Source organism: Acidiluteibacter sp. (assembly GCF_055129545.1).
In genome coordinates this window covers 1-21,977 of sequence record NZ_JBSRUB010000035.1, presented here as the reverse complement: position 1 = coordinate 21,977, position 21,977 = coordinate 1, and the positions used below count along the sequence as shown (strand labels likewise).

General features: G+C 36.1%; 9 protein-coding genes and 1 pseudogene. 7 read left to right on the top strand and 3 right to left on the bottom strand.

What is annotated here, in order from left to right:
* Genes ACTB0X_RS16600 through ACTB0X_RS16590 form a run of 3 tightly spaced genes read right to left on the bottom strand, consistent with a single transcriptional unit; the run spans position 1 to position 5,844 of the window.
* On the bottom strand, positions 1 to 2,766 hold the full coding sequence (locus tag ACTB0X_RS16600) for a S8 family serine peptidase (protein ID WP_463026156.1): 2,766 nt from the start codon (positions 2,764 to 2,766) through the stop codon (positions 1 to 3).
* Positions 2,767 to 5,361, bottom strand: coding sequence for a S8 family peptidase (locus tag ACTB0X_RS16595; protein ID WP_463026155.1), 2,595 nt, complete (start codon positions 5,359 to 5,361; stop codon positions 2,767 to 2,769).
* Positions 5,362 to 5,382: 21 nt separating this feature from the next.
* Positions 5,383 to 5,844, bottom strand: coding sequence for a type I restriction enzyme HsdR N-terminal domain-containing protein (locus ACTB0X_RS16590; RefSeq protein WP_463026154.1), 462 nt, complete (start codon positions 5,842 to 5,844; stop codon positions 5,383 to 5,385).
* Between the two features lie 32 nt (positions 5,845 to 5,876).
* On the opposite strand from ACTB0X_RS16590, the gene holA reads away from it, so the two are divergent.
* The 7 genes and pseudogenes from holA to ACTB0X_RS16555 form a co-directional block, all read left to right on the top strand.
* Positions 5,877 to 6,875 (top strand): DNA polymerase III subunit delta, encoded by a 999-nt coding sequence (gene holA / locus ACTB0X_RS16585; RefSeq protein WP_463026153.1) that lies wholly within the window; start codon positions 5,877 to 5,879, stop codon positions 6,873 to 6,875.
* A gap of 90 nt (positions 6,876 to 6,965) precedes the next feature.
* The gene (locus ACTB0X_RS16580; RefSeq protein ID WP_463026152.1) at positions 6,966 to 9,314 is read left to right on the top strand and encodes a TonB-dependent receptor; all 2,349 of its coding nucleotides are present in this window, start codon (positions 6,966 to 6,968) and stop codon (positions 9,312 to 9,314) included.
* Between the two features lie 101 nt (positions 9,315 to 9,415).
* Positions 9,416 to 11,026: a CTP synthase gene (locus ACTB0X_RS16575; RefSeq protein WP_463026151.1), complete on the top strand. Its 1,611-nt coding sequence runs from the start codon at positions 9,416 to 9,418 to the stop codon at positions 11,024 to 11,026.
* A gap of 7 nt (positions 11,027 to 11,033) precedes the next feature.
* Positions 11,034 to 12,953 carry a membrane protein insertase YidC gene (gene yidC / locus ACTB0X_RS16570; protein WP_463026150.1) on the top strand — a complete coding sequence of 640 codons (1,920 nt, stop codon included), beginning with the start codon at positions 11,034 to 11,036 and terminating at the stop codon, positions 12,951 to 12,953.
* A 73-nt stretch (positions 12,954 to 13,026) separates the two neighbouring features.
* Positions 13,027 to 13,620 carry a DUF6438 domain-containing protein gene (locus tag ACTB0X_RS16565; protein WP_463026149.1) on the top strand — a complete coding sequence of 198 codons (594 nt, stop codon included), beginning with the start codon at positions 13,027 to 13,029 and terminating at the stop codon, positions 13,618 to 13,620.
* 152 nt (positions 13,621 to 13,772) lie between these two features.
* Positions 13,773 to 16,571: a T9SS type A sorting domain-containing protein gene (locus tag ACTB0X_RS16560; RefSeq protein ID WP_463026148.1), complete on the top strand. Its 2,799-nt coding sequence runs from the start codon at positions 13,773 to 13,775 to the stop codon at positions 16,569 to 16,571.
* A gap of 221 nt (positions 16,572 to 16,792) precedes the next feature.
* Positions 16,793 to 21,977, top strand: a pseudogene (locus tag ACTB0X_RS16555) (hypothetical protein); the annotation flags it as partial.

The following is a 21,977-nucleotide window of genomic DNA, read 5'->3' as shown; positions in this document are numbered from 1 at the left end:
TTAATTGAGCACAATTTTATGAAGTTTCTGCTTACCATCAGCTTTTATGGTTAAAAAATATACACCATGTCCAAATTCAATGGCATTAAAAGTAACGGCATTGTAATCATAAAAACCATATTGAGTCTGGCTAAAAACTTCTTGTCCTAGTGCATTGTGTAATTTGATTTCAACTATCCCGTCTTTTTCAAGTGTGAAATCAATTGTAATGATTCCATTTCCTGGATTTGGATAAACGTTAGAATTGAAAGTATATGTTTTTGGTGGTGTACGTTTCACTGTAAATTTGTCCAGTTGATCAGTGATGTATAAATTTTTAGCAACGCTTCCTAAACTTTGCAATTCAGATAAGCTATCAGCGGCCGAAAGGGAAAAGGCCACAACTATACTGCTATCTTTTGAAATGGAAAAGGGACCATAACTTAATACAGATAAGATATCATTTCCATTCGCACCAATATTTCCGGCAGTCGGATTGTAGGTAGAAATGACATTGAATTTTTCTGTTTTGCTGAAACCGTTGCTTACATCGATTGCACCTGATCCGCCGCCACTAACGTTGTCTATTGCAAATGGGATTGCTGTGTTATGTGAGAGCAACTGAATGCCAAAATAAGGAGAATTAGTTTCTGTAGAATAGCTGTAAGCTAGATTATTGGATGCATCATATTCGCATTTATTTTTACTGTAATCCATAATATCCCAGTCAACTAATGCACTAGCATAAAAATCATTTAAATCAGCTTTTGCAATTATTTTATAAGCGTGTATTACAAAGTTTTGATCCGCATTTTGAGAGTAGAAATAGCTTTTATGCTGCACCTCAAAGTCAGCATTATTTGATGCACTAAAAATACCTTGAAACTCATGATTCGCTTTCTGAGGTATGACTTGTTTAACCGTTTCTTCCACTTTAAAATCAGCGGAAGTTTGTTGGTTTTCACCACGAAATCCATCAGAAACAGTGTTGGAATTCCCAATCAGGAAGCTGCCTTCATATAATGCAGCAAAATTATCTTTGTAAATAAATCCTCGACCCTCACCGGCATTTAAATTACTAAATCCAATCCTGCCATTACTTGTTAAAGTAGTCGAAATGTCATTGTTCTTAAAGTTGATGAAATCAACGTTAATGGTAGTTTCAAACCAATTGTCTCTAGTATAGTTATTTTCACGAATGGTCACTTTTAGGTCGATTCGTTCCTTACTCACACCTCGATTATTTATGATGATTAAAAAGGGTGTACTTTGATTGTTTTTTTCTTCCAAAGTACTTAGTGAGCCAATAGTATGAGCCCCCTTGAGTATCCGAACGGATTGGCTTGTAGTGGAGAGTTGAGCAGTGAAGTTAGTGCCTGGTGCCAAGTAATTGATGAAATTTAGTGAAAGTCTCAGTGTGTCTCCCGTCACAAATGCGCTGTCGTTTCCATCGACGATTGAAAGTAACGTTGCCCGCACTCCGGGTTTAAGGGGATTGTTGACTGCTGCAAACATATTCAGTCGTCCGCCGCCTATTTTACCTGTATATTGATTGGGTTGTTTTACTGATATGTCTTCAGCTGTATTTCTTAGGTGCTCGGAAATTTGAATTGGTTTAAAATTAGGGTAACGAGATTTTACCAATGCTGCCGCTCCAGAAACCAAAGGGCTTGCCATGCTTGTGCCACCGTTATAACTGTATTGCCCATTTCGAGCTGTAGTTATCATTCCTTGTCCAACTGCCAGGATATCGATGTGGTTACCGTAGTTGGAATTGTTTCGGATTATATCAAAACTATCAGTCATCCCAATAGCCATTGCATTTTCGTATGCAGAAGGGTAAAATTTAGCATCTCTTCCATCATTTCCTGCACCACAAATAACCAAGCTGCCTTTATTTGTAGCATAATTGATAATGTCATTTCCAAAGTTACTTGCAGAATAACTACCCCATGAGCAATTAATTATATCCACACCTTGATCTGCGGCATAAACTATCCCTTGGTAGGCACCCGATAACTGTCCTGTAGTGTCTTCAATTTTTATTGGTAAAAACCGACAAAGAAACCCAGTACCCGCTACTCCAATACCATTGTTTGTTTCAGCTGCAGCCAATCCTGCTACATTATCGCCATGGCTTGAAGTAAGCGCTGACGATGGGTTGTTGTCATTATCACCGGTATCCCAACCAAAATAATTATCGATGTATCCATCTCCATCATCATCAATTCCATTAATTGGGTCATCGTAATTGTAAGCTATTTTGTTGGTGAGGTCCGGGTGATATAGATCAGCTCCAGTATCCGTAATTCCGATGACAACATTACTATCGCCTTTTTCGATGTCCCAAGCTTGAAATGCTTTTATGATTTCTAACTGATATTGTTCGCTCAGCCGAGTATCCGAAGGCATAAAACACAATTTAGGAATGATCATTGGCTCAGCGTATTCTACTTGAGAAAAGTTACTTATTTGTTTACTTAACGTAAGTGGGTCAATTTTATAAGGGTAATCTATGCGGTAAATATTAGATAAATTAATCGAATTTCCTTCTGTTTTATTCGAATTCTGATTGGGGAATAATTGATTCAATGTTCCACTTGTCTGACTCAAAAAATCATTTAATTCTGGATTTGCAATAGCTCCATTTTTATCGATACCAAAGTTTCCTTTGATAATTATAGAAGTAGTAGAAATCTCGTCTGGATAAAATACAGATTGGAATTTTTGCCCTGAGACCTCAAATTGCAGAATAAATCCTAAGAAAATGACTAATAAAAATCGCATCTATTGAATAATAATTTTAGTGTTGAAAACTCCATCGGTTGTTTCGATACTGAGGATGTACACTCCATTTTTAATAGAAGACGTATTTAAAGTGGTTTTGTTGTTCGATGAATTTATATTTAATAGAAAGTGTTGTCCCGTTGGGTTGTACAAATTAATGGCAGTTGTATTTTGAGGTATGTTTTCTATGATTAGAAATTCTTTTGCAGGATTTGGATAGATTTTAATCCGAGAAATATTTTCCTCCAATGCTTTTAAGTCAGTGATGGAATAATAGATTGAATCAGAATTTTTTCCGCAAGATGTTTGAAGGTTTATCAATCTATTCCAATAGTTTCCATTCTGATTCACTACTAAAAAGGAGTCGATGGCACCATTTATTTTAAAACCATCTTTATACCAATTGTAGTGGCCAGATGTGATTGATAGCAGGGTGTCATTGTGTTGAATTAATTTTGGTTTTTGAGGAGAGGGTTTGAAAGCCAATAAAATGCTATCAGAAGTTGATTTACAGCCTTGAATATTTTCAACATCAACATAATATTTGCCTGAATTGAAAGCATTAGAGTAGCTTGTGGTGTCGGAATTACTCCAAAGGTATTTTGAATAATTTGTTGAGTTCAAAAATAATATAGCAGTATCACCCATGCATAAATTTTGTAAAGTAATGGGCGAAATTTGTGGTTTTTGAATGGAATTAATAAGCACATTATATCCGTCTACTTTTCCAAAACCATATTTATAGTTTGGAACCACACCTGTAAATGCATCACTTTTGGCCTGATTGAGAATGGCTTGATTGATCTCTGCGTATGAGGCATTGGGGCATTTTTGCAGGTATAAAGCTACGATTCCTGCCACTACGGGGCTTGCCATAGAAGTTCCTCCGTTTCTCATGTGCATGGAATCCGCTGATATTTTTGTAGGGTCAGCGCTAATAGAAGCTTGCATAGTTGCTATTCTGCCCGCAGACAACATATAATCGCCAGAAGCGGAAATGTCAGGTTTAGTTACTCCCAAACGATTTGGACCCAAACTAGATTTTGTAGAAATGCGACCTGGTGTTCCAGGCATTGTTTGGATGACATTATTAACTGCTCTGTATTTCTTTCTATTTTGATAATTTCCTACACTGATTACACTTGGCAAGCACGTGAAGCTGCTCACCATTGTCTGCAAAGTGTCAGGTCGTTTATAATTTGCAATTGCAGGAAACTGTACTATGGTTGGTAGGTTGGAGTAAACCATATCTGAAGAGGGCATCAAGCTATTGGATGACCAACAATCAAACTTTCCAGAACCTGTAGCTTCAAATCGGTAATTGTAAGTCAATGAGTCCGGTCGATTCATAAAAACCTCCAACATGTATACGCCATCTACCTTCTCGGCATAGGTTCTAATTTCAGTAATCACAGCATTATTCGAAGGACTGAAAATAGTGTCATACAAATAAGTGTTCAAGTTTCCTTGGATACTTCGAAAAGGGATGCGACCCCTAAATGTTGGATTTGGAACCATTTTATCTGCTCCAATGCTGTAATTTACATTTACAAAATCAGCTGAATCTGCATATAATCTGAAATGTAAGTATGGATTAAAAACATTGCTAACAGGTTTAAACCAAGTAAAGTTGGTGTCAGCATTCACTTGATATCCCAAATGAAAATTTTGGTCACCAGCATTTCCATTGGCGGCTACAAAAGCACGTCCTCTTTTTGCTTTAATTAATCCATCTATGATTTGGGCAGCAACATCCTTACCATCGTGCGACCCAACATAAGTTCCAAGGCTCGCATTAATCACACAAGGTTTTCCCAGGCTATCAGCTATTCTGTAAATAAAGTCCGTTGCATCAGCTATGGAAGCTAAAAAGTTGGAGGAACCAAAATTACTCGCTACTACTACGATATTTGCATTTGGGGCCACACCCTTAAAGTTACCTGTCGCTAATCCATTCGATGCCGCAGCTCCTGATACCATACTTCCATGTCCAAATTGGTTAGAAGGGTCATCGTGTGGACAGTTGTTGGAATTAATAGCTGCGCTGTCAAAAGCTTGACCGTAGCCATATCTCGATGGTGTATTCGCGTTTGTAGTTAAATTCTGATCCCAGATTGCCAACACTCTTGTGTTTCCTAGACTGTCTTTAAAATCTGGATGATTAAAGTCGATTCCGCTGTCGATAATTCCTATAATGGTTCCCTCACCATCAAATTTTTGCTTCAGGGGTGGAAAAGATTGATGTATTTTAACCACATTATTGTTGATCAACATAGTGTCATTCATCAAATGTGCTTGTGCTAATGAAAAGTCGATTTGTAAAAGAGATTTTGAAAGAGCCAATTGCCGCACATGTTCAGCCGAAATACTAATGGAATAATTTAAACCGGATTTTACTTTAATTTTCCCATCAAGTTCATGGATTTGATCTTCTATCTCAGTATTCTTTGCCTTTAATAATAAGTGAACCGTTGAGTTCTTTGATACCGTTTTTAAGTATTCATCCAATTGAATATTGATCAATGTCTTTTCATTTTGAGCAAATGAACTCATCGAGGCAACAAAAATGAATAGAATAGTAAGGTATAATTTCATAGAAATTGAATAAACGTAAAGTTAATCAATTTGTAAGAGTTGTATGTAATCTGGAACTTCTTCCAAGAAACTATATGCTTGCGTTTCAAAATTAATCTGACAAACATAGTGTTGCAATCCATTGCTCACTAATAAATAAGGAACTTTGTAGTGGATGTTATATCTGCTAATTTGATCAAAGGTAGCCTGAGAAATAGACACTTCTGGCGCCTTACATTCTACGAGTAATAAAGCACGTTGATTCCGGTCGTACAAGATAATATCAGACCTTCTTTTTAATCCATTTTGAGTTAAACTCTTTTCTACACCAATTAAACCAGCTGGATAATTCTTTTCGTGAATGAGGTATTGAATGAGGTTTTGTCTGACCCATTCTTCAGGTGTTAATACAAGGTATTTTCTTCGAATGCTATCGAAAATTTTAGTTTTTTTGTCTTCGGTTTTTAGTCGAAAATTATAATCCGGAAGATTTAATTTTTTCATCATTCTATCAGCAAAAGTAAACAGATTCTTCTATGACATTCACTCAAATTATTGCAGATATTAAACGAAAAGTATATTACCCCATTTACTTTTTACATGGAGAAGAAGAATATTACATTGATTTAATTTCTGATTTGCTTGAATCGAGTGTTTTAGATGAAAATGAGAAGGAGTTTAATCAAACCGTTTTGTATGGATTGGAAACAGATGATGCTACAATTGTTGCCGAATCCAGGCGATACCCTATGATGGCCAATCACAATGTAGTGATCGTGAAAGAAGCTCAAAATATTAAGGCATTTGATTTTTTGGAAGAATACCTTGCTCAGCCATTGGAGTCTACTATTTTGGTTTTGTGCGTAAAACACAAAAAGTTTGACAGTAGAAAAAAGGTCTTTAAGGCCGCTGCAAAAATAGGGGTCACTTTTGAATCCAAGCCCATTTATGACAATCAAGTTGGACAATGGATTCAAGACTATTTAAAATCGAAGGGCTATTTTATCACTGAAAAGGCCAAATTTTTAGTCGCAGAATCCATTGGAACCAATTTGTCAAGGTTGGAAAATGAACTGGATAAATTGATCATTTCTGAACAAAAAGGAGCAACAATAAATGAAGATAGTGTAGAGAAATGCATTGGGATAAGTAAGGATTTTAATGTATTTGAATTAAACAATGCCATTGGGAATAGGGATATTGCACGTTGTAATTTAATTATAAGTCATTTTGCTGCAAATGAAAAGGCATTTCCACTCCCCATGATTATTCCGTCTATTTACAAGTACTTCTCACAGCTTATCAAATATTTATACTTGACAGATAAATCTTCTAGAAATGCAGCTGCTGAATTGAAAATAAATCCATTTTTCGTGAAAGATTACGTGTTGGCCTCAAAAAATTATGATATCAGACGAGCTGTAGCGGCTGTGAATCATATATATGAAGCCGATTTGCGTTCAAAAGGAATCGGAGCTTCTAATATGAGAAATGGAGAAGTACTGAAAGAAATGCTATTTAAAATACTGCATTAGGCAACATTTTTTTACAACTTGTGTCTAGTGCACGAAATTACCTTTCAATTCTCTTATATTTGACTTCTTAAAAAAAATACCACCATTTCAATGCGAAATATATTTTCATTTTTTGTCATCAGCTTTTTATTTTTTAGTTCTTCTCTGTTTGCCCAAGATGGTAACATTCGCGGATTTGTATATGATAAAGCAACTGGTGAGCCTATCATTTTTACCAATGTAGTTTTAAAAGGTACCACATACGGAGCGCCAACTGATCAGAATGGATACTTCAGTATTACAAATCTTCCTGCAGGAACCTATACAGTTATAGCAACATCTTTAGGTTATGAAACTTCTACTGCGGTGGTAGAGTTGAAGGAGAATGGCATTGAAAATAGGAAATTCTATATTGCTGAATCAAGTGTAAACTTAGATGACGTTATTATTTCTGCTGATAAAATTGAGTCGCAGAATACAGTAAAAATGTCTGTCACTAAATTGACCCCTAAAGAAATAAAGAAAATGCCTTCCATTGGTGGAGAGCCTGATTTAGCGCAATACTTACAAGTGTTGCCTGGAGTAGTTTTTACTGGAGATCAAGGAGGACAATTGTATATACGAGGAGGTTCGCCTGTTCAGAATAAGGTGTTGTTGGATGGAATGATTATATACAACCCTTTTCATTCCATTGGGTTATTCTCTGTTTTTGACACAGATATTATGCGAAATGCTGATGTTTATACCGGAGGCTATGGTGCTGAATACGGTGGTCGTATTTCTTCAATTATGGACATTACTACACGAGATGGAAATAAAAAACGATTGGCGGGAAAAGTATCGGCTACTACTTTTGGAGCAAAGGCTTTGATCGAAGGACCGTTAAAAAAGCAATCGGAAACCGGAGGAGGAAGTAGTTCTTTTCTTATTTCTGCGAAAAGTTCATACATCGATAAATCTTCAGAATTGCTATACAATAACTTAGATTCTGATGGATTACCATATACATTTACCGATTTATATGGAAAGGTTTCATTGAATGCAGATAATGGTTCTAAGATTAACTTATTTGGGTTTAACTTTAAAGATCAAGTAGATTATCCAAGTTTAGCAAAAATTGATTGGAATTCAGTTGGACTGGGAGCTAACTTTGTATTAATTCCTGCTCGTTCACAAGTGTTAATGGAAGGGGTTTTCGCATACTCCAAATATGAAACAGGTATTGATGAAAATAATTTTGAAGGTGGTTTGACTGACCGAAGTAGTTTAATTAAAGGATTTAATATGGGTATGAATTTTACCTCCTTTAGTGGGTCGAATGAATCTAAGTATGGTTTTGAAATCAATGGATTTAACACTGATTTTTCTTTTGTCAACCAAAGTAATATTAAAGTTAGTCAAGCAGAGAATACAACTGAGATAGCAGGTTACTTTACCTATACGATTAATAAGGGTCGATTTGTAATAGAGCCAGGTTTGAGGTTGCATTACTTTGCTTCGTTAAGCGAATTGTCTCCTGAACCACGATTGGGGCTTAAGTATAATGCAACAGATAAATTGAGATTTAAGTTTGCAAGTGGATTGTATGCACAGAATTTAATGTCCGCTAGTTCAGATCGAGATATTGTAAATTTATTTTACGGATTCCTTTCAGGTCCTCAGGATTTGCAAGACAATTTAGTGACTCAAGATGGCGACATAAAAAAGATCAATAGCAGTCTTCAGAAAGCCCAACATTTCATACTTGGATTTGAGTATGATATTACGCGTAATTTGAATGTAAATGTAGAAGGGTATTTAAAGCGATTCACCCAATTGACTAATCTGAATAGAAATCAAGTGAGAGAAGATATAGCTCCTTATAACCAAATAGGTGATGAAAAATATGTAGATGAAGTTTTTCGATCGAAATATATAGTGGAAACTGGAGATGCATATGGAGTGGATATTGTTTTTAAGTATGAAAAGAAACAGATAAGTTTATGGGCTGTCTATTCATTAGGAAAAGTAACCAGGTGGGATGGGATTCAGGAGTACGCTCCTGTATTTGATAGAAGACATAATGTGAATTTAGTGGGTAGTTATGCTTTTGGAGAGGATAGAGATTGGTCGTTTGATGCAAGATGGAATTTAGGTTCTGGATTTCCATTTACCCAAACTTCAGCATTTTATGAGCAAAATACCTTCGCAAATGGGATTAGTACAGATTATGTCAATCAAAATGGTGAGCTGGGTATTCAGTACGGTCAATTAAGTGGTGGCCGATTGCCATATTACCATAGATTGGATATTAGTTTGAAGAAAAAGTTCGTCATCTCTAAAAATTCTATTCTTGAAGCTACTGCAAGTGTGACCAACGTATACGACAGAAAGAATATTTTTTATGTCAATCGAGTGACTTCAGCGAGAAAGGATCAATTGCCAATTTTACCTAGTGTCGGTGTTAGTTTGACCTTCTAATAAAAAGGATAGATTTTCGTTCTTTTTAGTTTCAAAGGCGCTTTAATTATCGTAATTTTGCCCACAGTTTTTTCATATTTAAACTGTAAATCATTTGCTCTATGGCATCGTCCACTAAGTATGTCTTCGTTACCGGAGGCGTTACATCTTCCTTAGGAAAAGGTATTATTTCTGCCTCATTGGCAAAGTTGCTTCAAGCGAGAGGTTATTCTGTTACCATCCAAAAATTAGATCCATATATTAATGTAGATCCAGGTACGCTAAATCCATACGAGCATGGTGAATGCTTTGTCACTGAGGATGGTGCCGAAACGGATCTGGATTTAGGACACTATGAAAGATATTTGAATGTACCTACTTCTCAAGGGAATAATGTGACTACTGGTCGTATTTACCAATCCGTTATCAATAAGGAACGAGCAGGTGAATTCTTAGGAAAAACAGTTCAGGTAATTCCGCACATTACGGATGAAATCAAACGTAGAATTCAAATTTTAGGACAAGACAATAAGCACGATATTGTAATCACAGAAATTGGTGGTACCGTAGGTGATATTGAATCCTTGCCATACATAGAGGCTGTTAGACAATTGAAATGGGACCCGGAAGTAGATTGTATCGTTATACATTTAACTTTGGTGCCATATTTGGCATCTTCAGGTGAATTAAAAACAAAGCCTACTCAGCATTCAGTGAAACAACTATTGGAGAGTGGAGTGCAAGCAGATGTGTTGGTTTTGAGAACAGAACATCATTTAACTGCTGACATCAAACACAAAGTGGCTTTATTTTGCAACATCTCAAAAGAGGCAGTAATTGAATCTATAAACGTAGATACTATTTACGAGGTTCCATTAAGAATGCAAGCTGAAGAACTGGACATAGTGGTACTTGATAAATTAAAGATGCCACATGGAAATACTCCAAAACTTGAAAAATGGAGGGCATTTCTAACTGACCTAAAAAACCCTGAACAAACTGTAACCGTTGGATTAATTGGAAAATACATCGAATTGAAAGATTCATACATTTCGATTAATGAGTCTTTGATTCACTCAGGTGTTAGTAATAAGACGAAAGTCGAAGTGAAGTGGATTCATTCAGAGTCGATTACGGAAGAAAATTGCGAGTCGATTTTAAGTAAATTAGACGGAGTAATAGTAGCTCCCGGGTTTGGAGAAAGAGGAATTGAAGGAAAAATAACTGCCGTAAAATACGCTAGAGAAAATAAGATCCCGTTTTTAGGAATTTGCCTAGGAATGCAATGTGCTGTAATTGAATTTGGACGAAATGTAGTTGGTCTGAAGGATGCTCATTCCACTGAAATGGCTCCACAAACGAAAGATCCTGTCATTTACTTAATGAAAGATCAAGAGCACGTCTCAAATAAAGGAGGCACGATGCGTTTAGGCGCTTATCCTTGTGCTGTAACCAAAGGTTCACATGCATACAAGGCATACAACTCTGAATTAATTTCTGAGCGTCATCGCCATAGATACGAGTTTAACAACAAGTATATGGCAGATTATGAGAAGAGTGGAATGATAGCTAGTGGAATTAATCCCAATGGAGGTTTAGTAGAAATTGTAGAAGTAGCTGATCATCCTTGGTTTGTAGGAGTTCAATTTCACCCTGAATATAAAAGTACAGTAGTAAACCCTCATCCTCTCTTCGTGGATTTTGTTGAAGCTACATTGAAAAATAAGAAATAAGAATAGAATGGATAAGAATTCAATAATTGGATTGTTTATAATCGGAGCCATTATTATTGGCTTTGGTGTTTATAATCAACCATCTCAAGAACAGATAGACGCGGCAAGAAGCTACAATGATTCAATTGCTTTAGTGCAAAAAGAAAATGCAGCGGCTGAATTGAGTAATGAGAAAAATGTGGCCACTGAAATTAAAGAAGAAGCCACAGAAATAATAGACCCAATGGCTATTTTAACTGCTGATTCAATGAAGCAAGTTGAAATGTCTCAAACGTATGGCGTTTTTACTGATGCTGCGATTTCAGAGGGTAAAGATATTACCGTCGAAACCGATTTGCTTAGGTTGGTTTTTTCCTCAAAAGGTGGTCGAATAAAAACAGCTGAATTAAAAGGCTACCAAACGTATGACTCCTTGCCATTGATTTTAATGGATGGATCTTCTCGTTTTGGGTTGAACTTCTTTACTAGAAACAATAAGAATATTGTTACAGAAGAATTGAACTTTGAGGCTAATAGCGATGGATTTACACTTTCTGGTGATCAAGAAAAGTCGATTTCTTTTAGACTGAATGCTGGCTCAGGAAAGTATTTAGAGTATGTCTACACTCTAAAGGGGGATGATTATATGATTGATTTGGACTTAAACATGGTAGGTCTGAATGATGTAATGGCACCTCGTACTTCGGAATTATTATTGGATTGGAAAGTGAATACCCCAATACTAGAGAAAAGTAGAGTAGACCAAGTGAATAAATCTACTTTATACTACAAATTCTCTGATCAAGATGTCGATTATATTTCTGAGCGCAGTGATGAAAAAGAGAATTTTGAAGCTGACATTAAATGGGTTTCTTTGAAACAGCAGTTCTTTAACACTACTTTAATTGCCAAAAGCGCATTTTCAAAATACAATGCATATGGAGAAACTGAAACTCGACCAGATACTTCAAAGTATATCAAGACTATGTCTACGAGCTTAAGTGTTCCTTTTGGTGGTAGTGATATAGAGACTTTTGGGATGTCTTTATTCCTAGGGCCAAATAAGCATGATTTGTTAGAAACTTATGGAATCGAACTCGAACAAATTATAGATTTAGGTTGGGGCATTTTAGGTTGGATCAATGAATATGCAGTAATACCTGTGTTTAATGCTTTAGATAGTACCTCCTTAAGCTATGGGATAATTATTTTAATACTTACTATACTTTTAAAGTTGGTATTATTCCCCATTACCTATAAAACATATATGTCTGGGGCTAAGATGAGAGTATTAAAGCCTGAAATTGCAGAAATTAATGCCAAACATGGTGATGATGCTATGAAAAAGCAGCAGGCTACAATGGCACTTTACCGTCAAACTGGAGTGAATCCATTAGCTGGTTGTATACCAATGCTGATTCAGATGCCTATTCTGATTGCGATGTTTAAGTTTTTTCCAGCTTCTATTGAATTGAGACAGGAAGGGTTTTTATGGGCAACAGATTTATCAACTTATGACTCTATTTTTAACCTAGGTTTTGAAATTCCTTTCTATGGGGATCACGTTAGTTTATTTACTATTTTAATGGCCATTTCGCTAGCATTCTATACCAAGTTTAATAGTCAAATGGGTGGTATGGGAGCTGCATCAGATGGACCTATGGCTGCTCAGATGAAAATAATGATGTATTTAATGCCAGTGATGATGTTGTTTTTCTTCAACAGTTATCCTGCAGGTTTGAGTTATTATTATTTCTTGGCCAACGTAATCTCATTACTTCAAACGCTTATCATCCAGAAAGTATTTATAAATGAGGATGCCATAAGAGCTAAATTGGAGGCCAATAAAAAGCGTCCAAAAGCGAATAAGAAATCTAAGTTTCAGCAGAAGTTAGAGGACATGGCAAAACAACAACAGCAAATAAAAGGAAATTCAAAGAAGAAATAAGTCAATCTTTTTATAGTTGATTTAAACGTTTGTTACTTATATTGTAAATTGAACAAAATTTATAGCGATTATTATGGAAGGAAAAACATGGATCAAAACGTTATTTATTCTATTCACTTGCACCGTATTATTTGCCTGTAAAAATTCAAAGAAATCTACAGATAAAAAAGTAGCGACTGTCGAAGAAGAAGTTGTAGCGGAAGATGCAAATGTTGCAAAGAATGATTCTACTCAGTTTCCTCAAGAAAGTTTAGAACAGCAAAATAGAACTGTAAAAGGTCTAGTTGATTCATTGTTATTTAGAATTGAACGAACTTCTTGCTTTGGTAGATGCCCTACGTATTCTATTACCGTATATGAAAGCGGTTATGTGGAGTATCATGGTAAAAGAAATGTCGAAAAAATTGGATTTTATTCAGCTAGAGTTTCATTGGAGCAAAAGGAATTGATCATCCAGAAATGCAAAGAAATTAATTTTTTCAAATTGAATGATCGATATGATGCGAACATGACCGATGTTCCTTCTACAATATTGGCTTTTCAATACGAAGACAATCGAAAAGTTGTAGTAGATAGGGCTGATGCACCTCCCGGTTTGCATATTTTTGAGAAAGAAATGGATGCCTTATTGTTTAGTCTCGATTTTAATTCTATAGAGAAATATTAATATTTTACTCTTTCTATTTAAGGTGCTATAAGTAAGTGTATTTTTTTTGCAAAATATGTTTATTGAGATAAATTAAGTAATTTTTCGGTGTAGAAAGCAGTGTAAGCTGCCTACTTCTCTCCTTAATTTTAATAATTTAAACCTTTTTAGACATGAATACAACTACTTCTTTTAAATGGAGAGCCGTGAGTTATGCTGTTCTTCTAATCATTCTTCCTTTTTTAGGATTTTCACAAACAAATCATGCTTTAACCGCTACATCTAGTCATTCAGGTGGTGGAGCCGTATCAAGTACAGGGAATTATAGTGCGGCTAATTATAACGATGGGGTAATTGCTGTTTTTGGTCAAACTCCTTGGGGGTGGGTAAGTTCTAATGGATCTATTGAATACACATGGACGAGTTCAGTATCAATTAATAGTTTGGTCTTTCACAAAGCAACTAGGATGTTTACCTCACTTAATGTTGAATATTGGGACGGCTCCCAATATGTATTAATAATGCCTTTTACGGGTACGGCTGCAAATAAGGACTCAATAAATTTCCCAACAGTTTCAACTACTAAGTTAAGAATGAGTAGTATCTCAGGTGCTAATCCAGCATTTAGGGAGATTCAGGCGTATTATATACCAAGTGCACCAATTGATGCAGCAGTATTGTCTGTAGATTCTCCATCTGTTTTTTGTGCGGGTATGCAATCAGTTTATGCAACAATTGCAAATAGAGGTACATCTCAATTAAGTTCTGTAACTGTAAATTGGGAAGTAAATGGAATTCTTCAAACTCCATTGGTTTATACTCAATTGTTGGATACATTAAACGGGATCGGAAATAATGAAGTTCAAGTTTTACTTGGAACTGCAATGTTTAATTCAGGGTCAACGAATTTGAAAGTATATACCTCAGCTCCGAACAATGTAGCTGATACAGTAAATTCCAATGATACCATAATTGCAAGTCCTACCACGGCATCACCGCCAACTACAGTTAGTTTTACAAACATTACTTTAAGTTCTGCAGATGTAGCTGTTGCCGGTGGTTCAGGAAATGTTGATTATGAGTATGGAGTAACTGGGTATGTGCAGTCAACAGGGATTGTTGGTTCTACAACGAATTCTATGTTTACCTTATCAACTCTAAATTCAGGAACCAGATACGATGTTTATGTGCGCTCAAATTGTGGTTCAAATGATACTTCTCCATGGGTTGGTCCATTTAGTTTCGGAACCTCTAATAGTGTGCCTTTTCATGAAGATTTTGAAACATTTACAGCTGGTCAATTGGGTACATCTTTTACCAATGGTTGGTCAAGTACAGGTACTACAAACCCTAGATGGGAAAGTGAAGTGTCCACTGGTGCAAATTCAAACTCTGCATTAACAGGGCCTTTTTTCGATGCTACAATGCCTACAACCGCAGGTGGTAACTATATGTATTTAGAAACGTCCTCCCCTTCATCATTAGGACAGAAAAATACGCTATCCTCACCACCTATTTTTATTCCCACTACTGGAAATACTCTAGTGTTAGAATATTCGTATCATATGTTTGGTTCTACTATGGGAAACCTTTATGTTGCAATTGATACTAATAATGTGCTAGATACAATTGCAACCCTAATAGGTGCTCAACAAGCTGCACAAGCTGATTCTTTTAAAGACACTATGTTGTTGTTAAATGGATATTCTGGAAAATCGATTATTATAAGATTTATTGGGGAAGCTGGGTCTAGCTTTTATAGTGACATGGCCATAGATGAAGTGCATTTATTTGATACAGTTGGTGTAAATCTAGCACTTGATTCTATTATTTCTCCTGTTTCAGACTGTGGATTGTCAACAACTTCTAATGTTACAGTAAATATTAAAAATGTTGGTTTATCCCCAATTTCTAATTTCCCAATCTCATATATTCTTAATGGAGCAGCCGCTGTTACTGAAACAGTGACATCTACAATATTACCTGGTTCTAGTTTGAATTATACTTTTTCTTCAACAGTTAATCTGCAAACAGTTGGAAGCTATGATTTGGAAGTCTATTTTGCTGTTCCCGGAGATGGAAATTTGTTGAATGATACACTTCGTTCTATTATTAATAGTGGATTTGCACAAGCATTAAATCAGTCTGCTACATTTTATTATAATGATTTTGAAGGAGCCACAAATAATTGGATTACTTATGGAACCAACAACTCTTGGGAAATAGGCACACCAAGTACGTTTTTCATCAACAAGCCAGCGGGAGGGATGAATGCTTATGTAACATCAGCAGCTGGAAATCACAATGCCAATGAATTGTCCTACATTGAAACGCCCTGTTTTGATTTGTCAATCTTCCAGGCAACTGATAATTTTGATATGACTTTTGAGACTTTATTTAAAACTCAATCTGATTCAGATCAAGTATGGATGGAATTGTCAGTAAATAATGGATTGACATGGACAAAAGTATTGAAATCTTCTTTTTCAGTCAATTTTTACAATAATACATCCAGTAATGCTTGGGATGGGTTTTCAAGTGGTGGTGTAGGTAATTACATTCCTGTCTTAAACACGATTACTGGAATTGGAGGAATAAGTCAAGTAAAATTTAGGTTTGTATTTAAGTCTAATGGAACGAATCAAAATGATGGATTTGCAATTGATAATTTTAGAATTAATTCTCCTTTATTTACTAGTATTGAAAATCATAGTAAAAAGATAGCAAGCTTTGAATTATTTCCAAACCCTGCAAATAGTAGTGTAACCGTTTCATTTAAAAATGAGGAAGCTGACAATATGGAATTAACAATTATTGATCTAAAAGGTCAGAAAGTGTTGACTGAAATAGTAACTATAAAAAATGGGATTTCAACAAGAGTATTAGATCTTTCGCAGTTTGAGAAAGGCGTTTACTTTGTGAGGTTAGCAAATGGGAATTCAATTGAAACAAAAAAGTTAATCGTGAACTAAGGAAGTTTATTTAATTATACGATTCCAAGAGGCCTCAAGATTAATATTTTGAGGCCTCTTTTTTTGTTTTTTATAGCCGTATTGTACTGTTTGTTAATTTTTTGTAGAGGATTTTTTTATTTTCATTAAAAATAAAATAAGTGTTTGTACATAGAAAATTAAAACAATGGTTAAATTTACAATACATTTTTAACTAATTATTTCTAATTTAAACTAACAATATGAATAAGACAACTGTTTTCAAAGGATTAAAATCCTCAATTCTAGCAATGTTGTTTGGCATTTCCTCCTTTGGATATGCTCAATTTCAATTAAATACAGTTCCACCTTTAAACGGTGGTAATGGTTCTCAAGGTATAACATTTGGTCTGACTTCGAACCAAACAATCATTCTTGATACTATTTTTAACTCATTTAGTTCTGCTGGTTTAACTGATATTTGGTACTCTACAACAGATGTAACAGGTTCTCCAAATATTAGTGCTACAACTGGCTGGACTCAAATCGGGCAAGCCACAGTTCCTGTAGCAAGTGGAACAGGGTCAATTGTACCAATTCCATTAAACATTGGATTAACAATCCTGCCTGGTGTTAATTATCGGTTCTTTGTTAATGGAAATATAGGAGCAGCAGCCGTGTATAGTAATTCAGGGAGTACACCTATTCCGCCACCGCTTGGTACATTTACTGATGGAATTATTACCATTGAAACGGGAGACTTGGTTGGATATGGTGGAGCTGCGCCTGTGCCGGGGAATCATCCAAGACAATTTAATGGTGGCGTTAAGTATACATTGATAGGTGGTGGTAATGACGCTTCTGTTCTTTCAGTAGATTCACCCACCGTTCTTTGCTCTGGCTCTCAGCCCGTATATGCAACGATTGCTAACTTTGGAAGTAATCAAATTAATTCTGTAACTGTGAACTGGGAAGTGAATGGAGTTGCACAAACTCCTTTGTCATATACCCAGTTGTTAGATACTTTAAATGGAGTAAATCCAAATTTTGCACAAGTAATGTTAGGTTCTGCAAACTTTATTGCTGGTACTAATACTGTTAAGGTATATACTTCTATGCCTAATGGTGTTGCAGATACAACTAATGTAAATGATACAGTTGCTGTGAATATTACAACTGCAACTCCACCAACATCTGTAAATGTTTTAAGCGCGACGTTAAACTCTGCAACGATAGACGCAGTAGGTGGGGCAGGTACTGTTGAATACGAATTTGGTCAATTAGGATTTGCACAAAGTACAGGTACATTAGGCTCTTCACCAACATCCTTATTTACCATTACTGGTTTGTCAGCAAGTACAACTTATGATGTTTACGCTCGATCCAACTGTGGATCAGGAGATGTTTCAGCTTGGGTAGGACCTGTTACTTTTAATACAGCCTATGGAGTTCCTTATTTTGAAGATTTTGAAACGTTTACAGCTGGAATTGGTGGTAATCCTTGGCCTAAAGGTTGGTCTTCATCGACCTCATCAGGATTGAGATGGGAGTCTGAGGATGCAACTGGAGCTAATGAGAATTCAACTGCTACCGGTCCTTTTTATGACAATACGACCCCTTCAACTAGCGGTGGAATGTATCTTTATTTAGAGACCTCTTCTGGAAGTCTTGGAGATAGTGTGGATATGGTAAGTCCACCAATCTATATCGATTCTGCGTTTACTAATGTTCTATTAGAATTCTACTACCACATGTATGGAGCAACGATGGGAGACCTTAAGGTTTATGCAGACACCAATGGAGTGTCTGATTTGTTAATTTCATACTCAGGTCAGCAACAGTCGGCAGGTAGTGATCCTTGGAGATTGGCTAGCTTGAACCTGGTAGGTTATCAAGGTAAATCAGTAGTACTTCGTTTTACTGGGATAAGAGGAAGTTCTTACACTAGTGATATGTCCATTGATGACATTCGATTGAGTATTGTAGCTCCTTTAAATGCAGGTGTAGTTGAAGTTCAAAGTCCTTCTGGAGCTTTGTGTGCGGGTACTGTTGCACCGATTGTTGGAGTTAAGAATTTTGGCTCGAATGTGTTGAACAATGTAAAAGTAATGTGGGAAGTGAATGGAGTTTTAGATTCAGTGCTTTATAACACTGCTATTCAACCAGGAGATACTGCATCCGTAACATTGGGTTCAGTAACCTTTAATTCTACTTCTTCTTATGACATTAAGTTTTATACTAAAGAACCGAATGGAATGGTAGATCCAATTAATGTTGATGATACATTAGCATTTAATGGATTACGAACAGGGTTAGCAGGAACTTATACAGTGGATCCTAATTTGGCTCCAAGTGCAAGTAACTTTACTTCCTTCTCCTTATTGTCTCAACAGTTGTCTAATTATGGATTGTGTGGCCCAACAACAGTAAATGTTGCAGCAGGAGTATACACCGACGCATTAGAACTTACGAATATTGATGGGTCTAATGCAATTAACACGTTGACCATTGATGGAGGTGATTCTTCTACGACAATCATTTCGGCTACTGGTATTGATTTTGCTGCCTTGACATTGTCAAGAGTGGATTATGTAACGGTTAAGAACATGACATTAGAATATGTTGGAACGGCAGGTTCAGGAGTAATTGTTGCAAATGCAAACCACAACACGGTTTCTAATTGTATTATCAATGTAGATGCCACAACAACTTTAAGTGGAATCTATGCCATTTCAGTTTCGGGAGCATCTTCAAGTCACTCAACAGGAGCGATCGCCAATTACAACACATTTTCGAACAATGTAGTTGTCGGTGGATATTATGGGATTAGAGCTTATGGTTCAACAGCTACCCCTGTAGTAGGAACAGTAGTGATGAACAATGAATTTAGAGATCAATACTATTATGGTGCTTATTTTTATTACAACGATTCAGTAGAATTTATCGGTAATGAAGTAGATATGATTGCCAGAGGAAATGTAAATGCCGATGGTGCTTATGTTTATTATACTCCAAACTTTAAGTTTAATGAGAATAAGATTTCAGTGTTAGATTATGGTGTATATTTCTATGATTTTAGTCATTACTTTCCACAAACTAGAAAGAATGAAGTCATCAACAACATGATTTATTCAGCCAATGATTACGGATTGTATATGTATTACATTGATAGTACCAATATCTATCACAATACTGTGGTATCGAACAGTACCACGGTTCCTGCAGTTCAGATCTATTCAAATACAGCAACAGCGATTGCCAATTATGATATGCGAAACAACATATTGTATTCAGGCGGTTCATTTGCTTTAAGAACAAATATTGCAGATGGATTTTTGAATCAGATGGACAATAATGTGTACAGTACTACTGGAACTTCATTGTTATCAATGAATAGCACTACTTACGCAGATTTGAATGCATATGTAACTGCAAACCCTAGTTTTAATACCAATTCATTTGAAGCAGTACCTCAATTCGTAAACTTTCCGACAGATCTTCATGTGATTAGTGGAGCTGCAAGTGATGCTGGAGACAATACAGTAGGTATATTGACTGACATTGATGGTGATGTTCGTCCTGCAACTGGTGCTACAACTGTAGATATAGGAGCAGATGAATTTACTTCACCAACTTTTGAGTTGGGCTTAACAGCATTAACTTCTCCTACATCAGGATGTGGGTTAACAAATGCAGAAGCAGTAACAATTGACATCTTAAATTCTGGACAACAGGCAGCATCAAACTTTACAGTAGGATTCTCTGTAGATGGCGGCACATTTGTAATTGAGAATATAGCCGGTCCATTGGCTGTGTCTGCAACACAAACATATACGTTTACTGCTACAGCTGATTTATCAGTTTTAGGTCCTCATACAATTGATGTTTTTGTGAACATAGCAGGAGATAACGTACCAACAAATGATACAATCTTTAGAAATCTTGTAAATATTCCTGTAATATCTGGATTTCCATACACTCAAAGTTTTGAAACCGGAGCTGGTGGATGGACAGTCGATGGAGGAACATCTAGTTTTGCTTTAGGAACTCCTGCGGGATCTGTAATTAATTCAGCATCTAATGGAACTCAAGCATGGGTAACTAACTTAACAGGAAATTACTTAGCTAATGAAGAAGGGTATGTTAAATCACCATGTTTAGATTTTACCACTTTAGTTGCACCAATAATATCTATGGATGTTTACTGGAATTCTGAATTCTCTTGGGATGGAGCTGTACTTCAATCCTCAATTGATGGCGGAACCACTTGGCAAAAAATTGGTGCAATTGGCGATCCAAACAACTGGTACAATGATAATTCTATTAACGGATTAAATTCAGGAACTACAATACTAGAGCCATCAGGCGAAGGTTGGACAGGTAGAACTTCCACAACTAATGGTAGTAATGGTTGGGTAAATGCAACTCATGCATTAACTGGATTAGGAGGTCAATCTGGAGTAATCTTTAGAATAGCTTTCGGATCAGACGGTTCGGTTATGGATGAAGGGTTTGCATTTGATAATGTACAAATTTATGAGTCACCGGCTATTGATGTAAAAGCAATGGAAGTGACTCGTCCTCTAGTAGGATGTGGTTTATCTGCAACTGAAGTAATCGCAGGAAGATTTGAAAATTTAGGTACTGATACCTTAACTAATTTCCCTGTAGCATACAGTGTGAATGGGGTAGCAATTACTCCAGAAACATTTACAGATACCTTGTTTCCTGGAGATAAAAAGTTGTACGAATATACTACAGTTGCTAATTTATTAAATACAGTTCAGTATGATATTAAAGTTTGGTCTGCAGTAGTAGGTGATGCTTTACCATTTAATGACACTGCAGCTGTAACTTTTACAAATATTGCAGCAAGCACAAATCCGTACCTACAGACATTTGATTTATTGCCTGATGGCGCATTCGGTAACTATTCTACAATAAAATGGACTCCGATAGATGCAGGAGCATTCAGATGGCAAGCAGAAACGTCAACAACTTCTTCTACTTCGACAGGACCGACAGCTGATCATACCGGTAGTGGTTCTTATGTTTATTCTGAAGCCTCTTCAGGAACAGTAGGAGATACCATTTATTTAGAGTCTACTTGTATTGACATCACTCCAGTAAATGGAGCGAATAGCTCAACACGACTTGATTATTGGTACCACATGTATGGAGCAGATATAGTTGCTTTAGGTCTAGAGATAGACTCAGCAGGAAGATGGATTCAAATTGACACCATCATCGGTCAACAACAATCAACCAATGCAGATACCTTTAGATTGAGAAGTCTGGATTTAAGTGCCTACCAAGGAATGGGTGTCACTTCATTCAGATTCTGGACCATAAAAGGAGCTTCTTTTAATGGAGATGTTGCTATTGATGACTTTAGAGTATACGATACCGTTGGTGTGAATGCACAAATGGATTCAATTATCTCTCCAA

Excerpts from the sequence above, each read along its gene's own strand:
- ACTB0X_RS16560 (WP_463026148.1), top strand. The coding sequence starts at position 13,773 with ATGAATACAACTACTTCTTTTAAATGGAGAGCCGTGAGTTATGCTGTT.
- ACTB0X_RS16565 (WP_463026149.1), top strand. The coding sequence starts at position 13,027 with ATGGAAGGAAAAACATGGATCAAAACGTTATTTATTCTATTCACTTGC.
- ACTB0X_RS16590 (WP_463026154.1), bottom strand. The coding sequence starts at position 5,844 with ATGAAAAAATTAAATCTTCCGGATTATAATTTTCGACTAAAAACCGAA.
- yidC (WP_463026150.1), top strand. The coding sequence starts at position 11,034 with ATGGATAAGAATTCAATAATTGGATTGTTTATAATCGGAGCCATTATT.
- ACTB0X_RS16595 (WP_463026155.1), bottom strand. The coding sequence starts at position 5,361 with ATGAAATTATACCTTACTATTCTATTCATTTTTGTTGCCTCGATGAGT.
- ACTB0X_RS16600 (WP_463026156.1), bottom strand. The coding sequence starts at position 2,766 with ATGCGATTTTTATTAGTCATTTTCTTAGGATTTATTCTGCAATTTGAG.
- holA (WP_463026153.1), top strand. The coding sequence starts at position 5,877 with ATGACATTCACTCAAATTATTGCAGATATTAAACGAAAAGTATATTAC.
- ACTB0X_RS16580 (WP_463026152.1), top strand. The coding sequence starts at position 6,966 with ATGCGAAATATATTTTCATTTTTTGTCATCAGCTTTTTATTTTTTAGT.
- ACTB0X_RS16575 (WP_463026151.1), top strand. The coding sequence starts at position 9,416 with ATGGCATCGTCCACTAAGTATGTCTTCGTTACCGGAGGCGTTACATCT.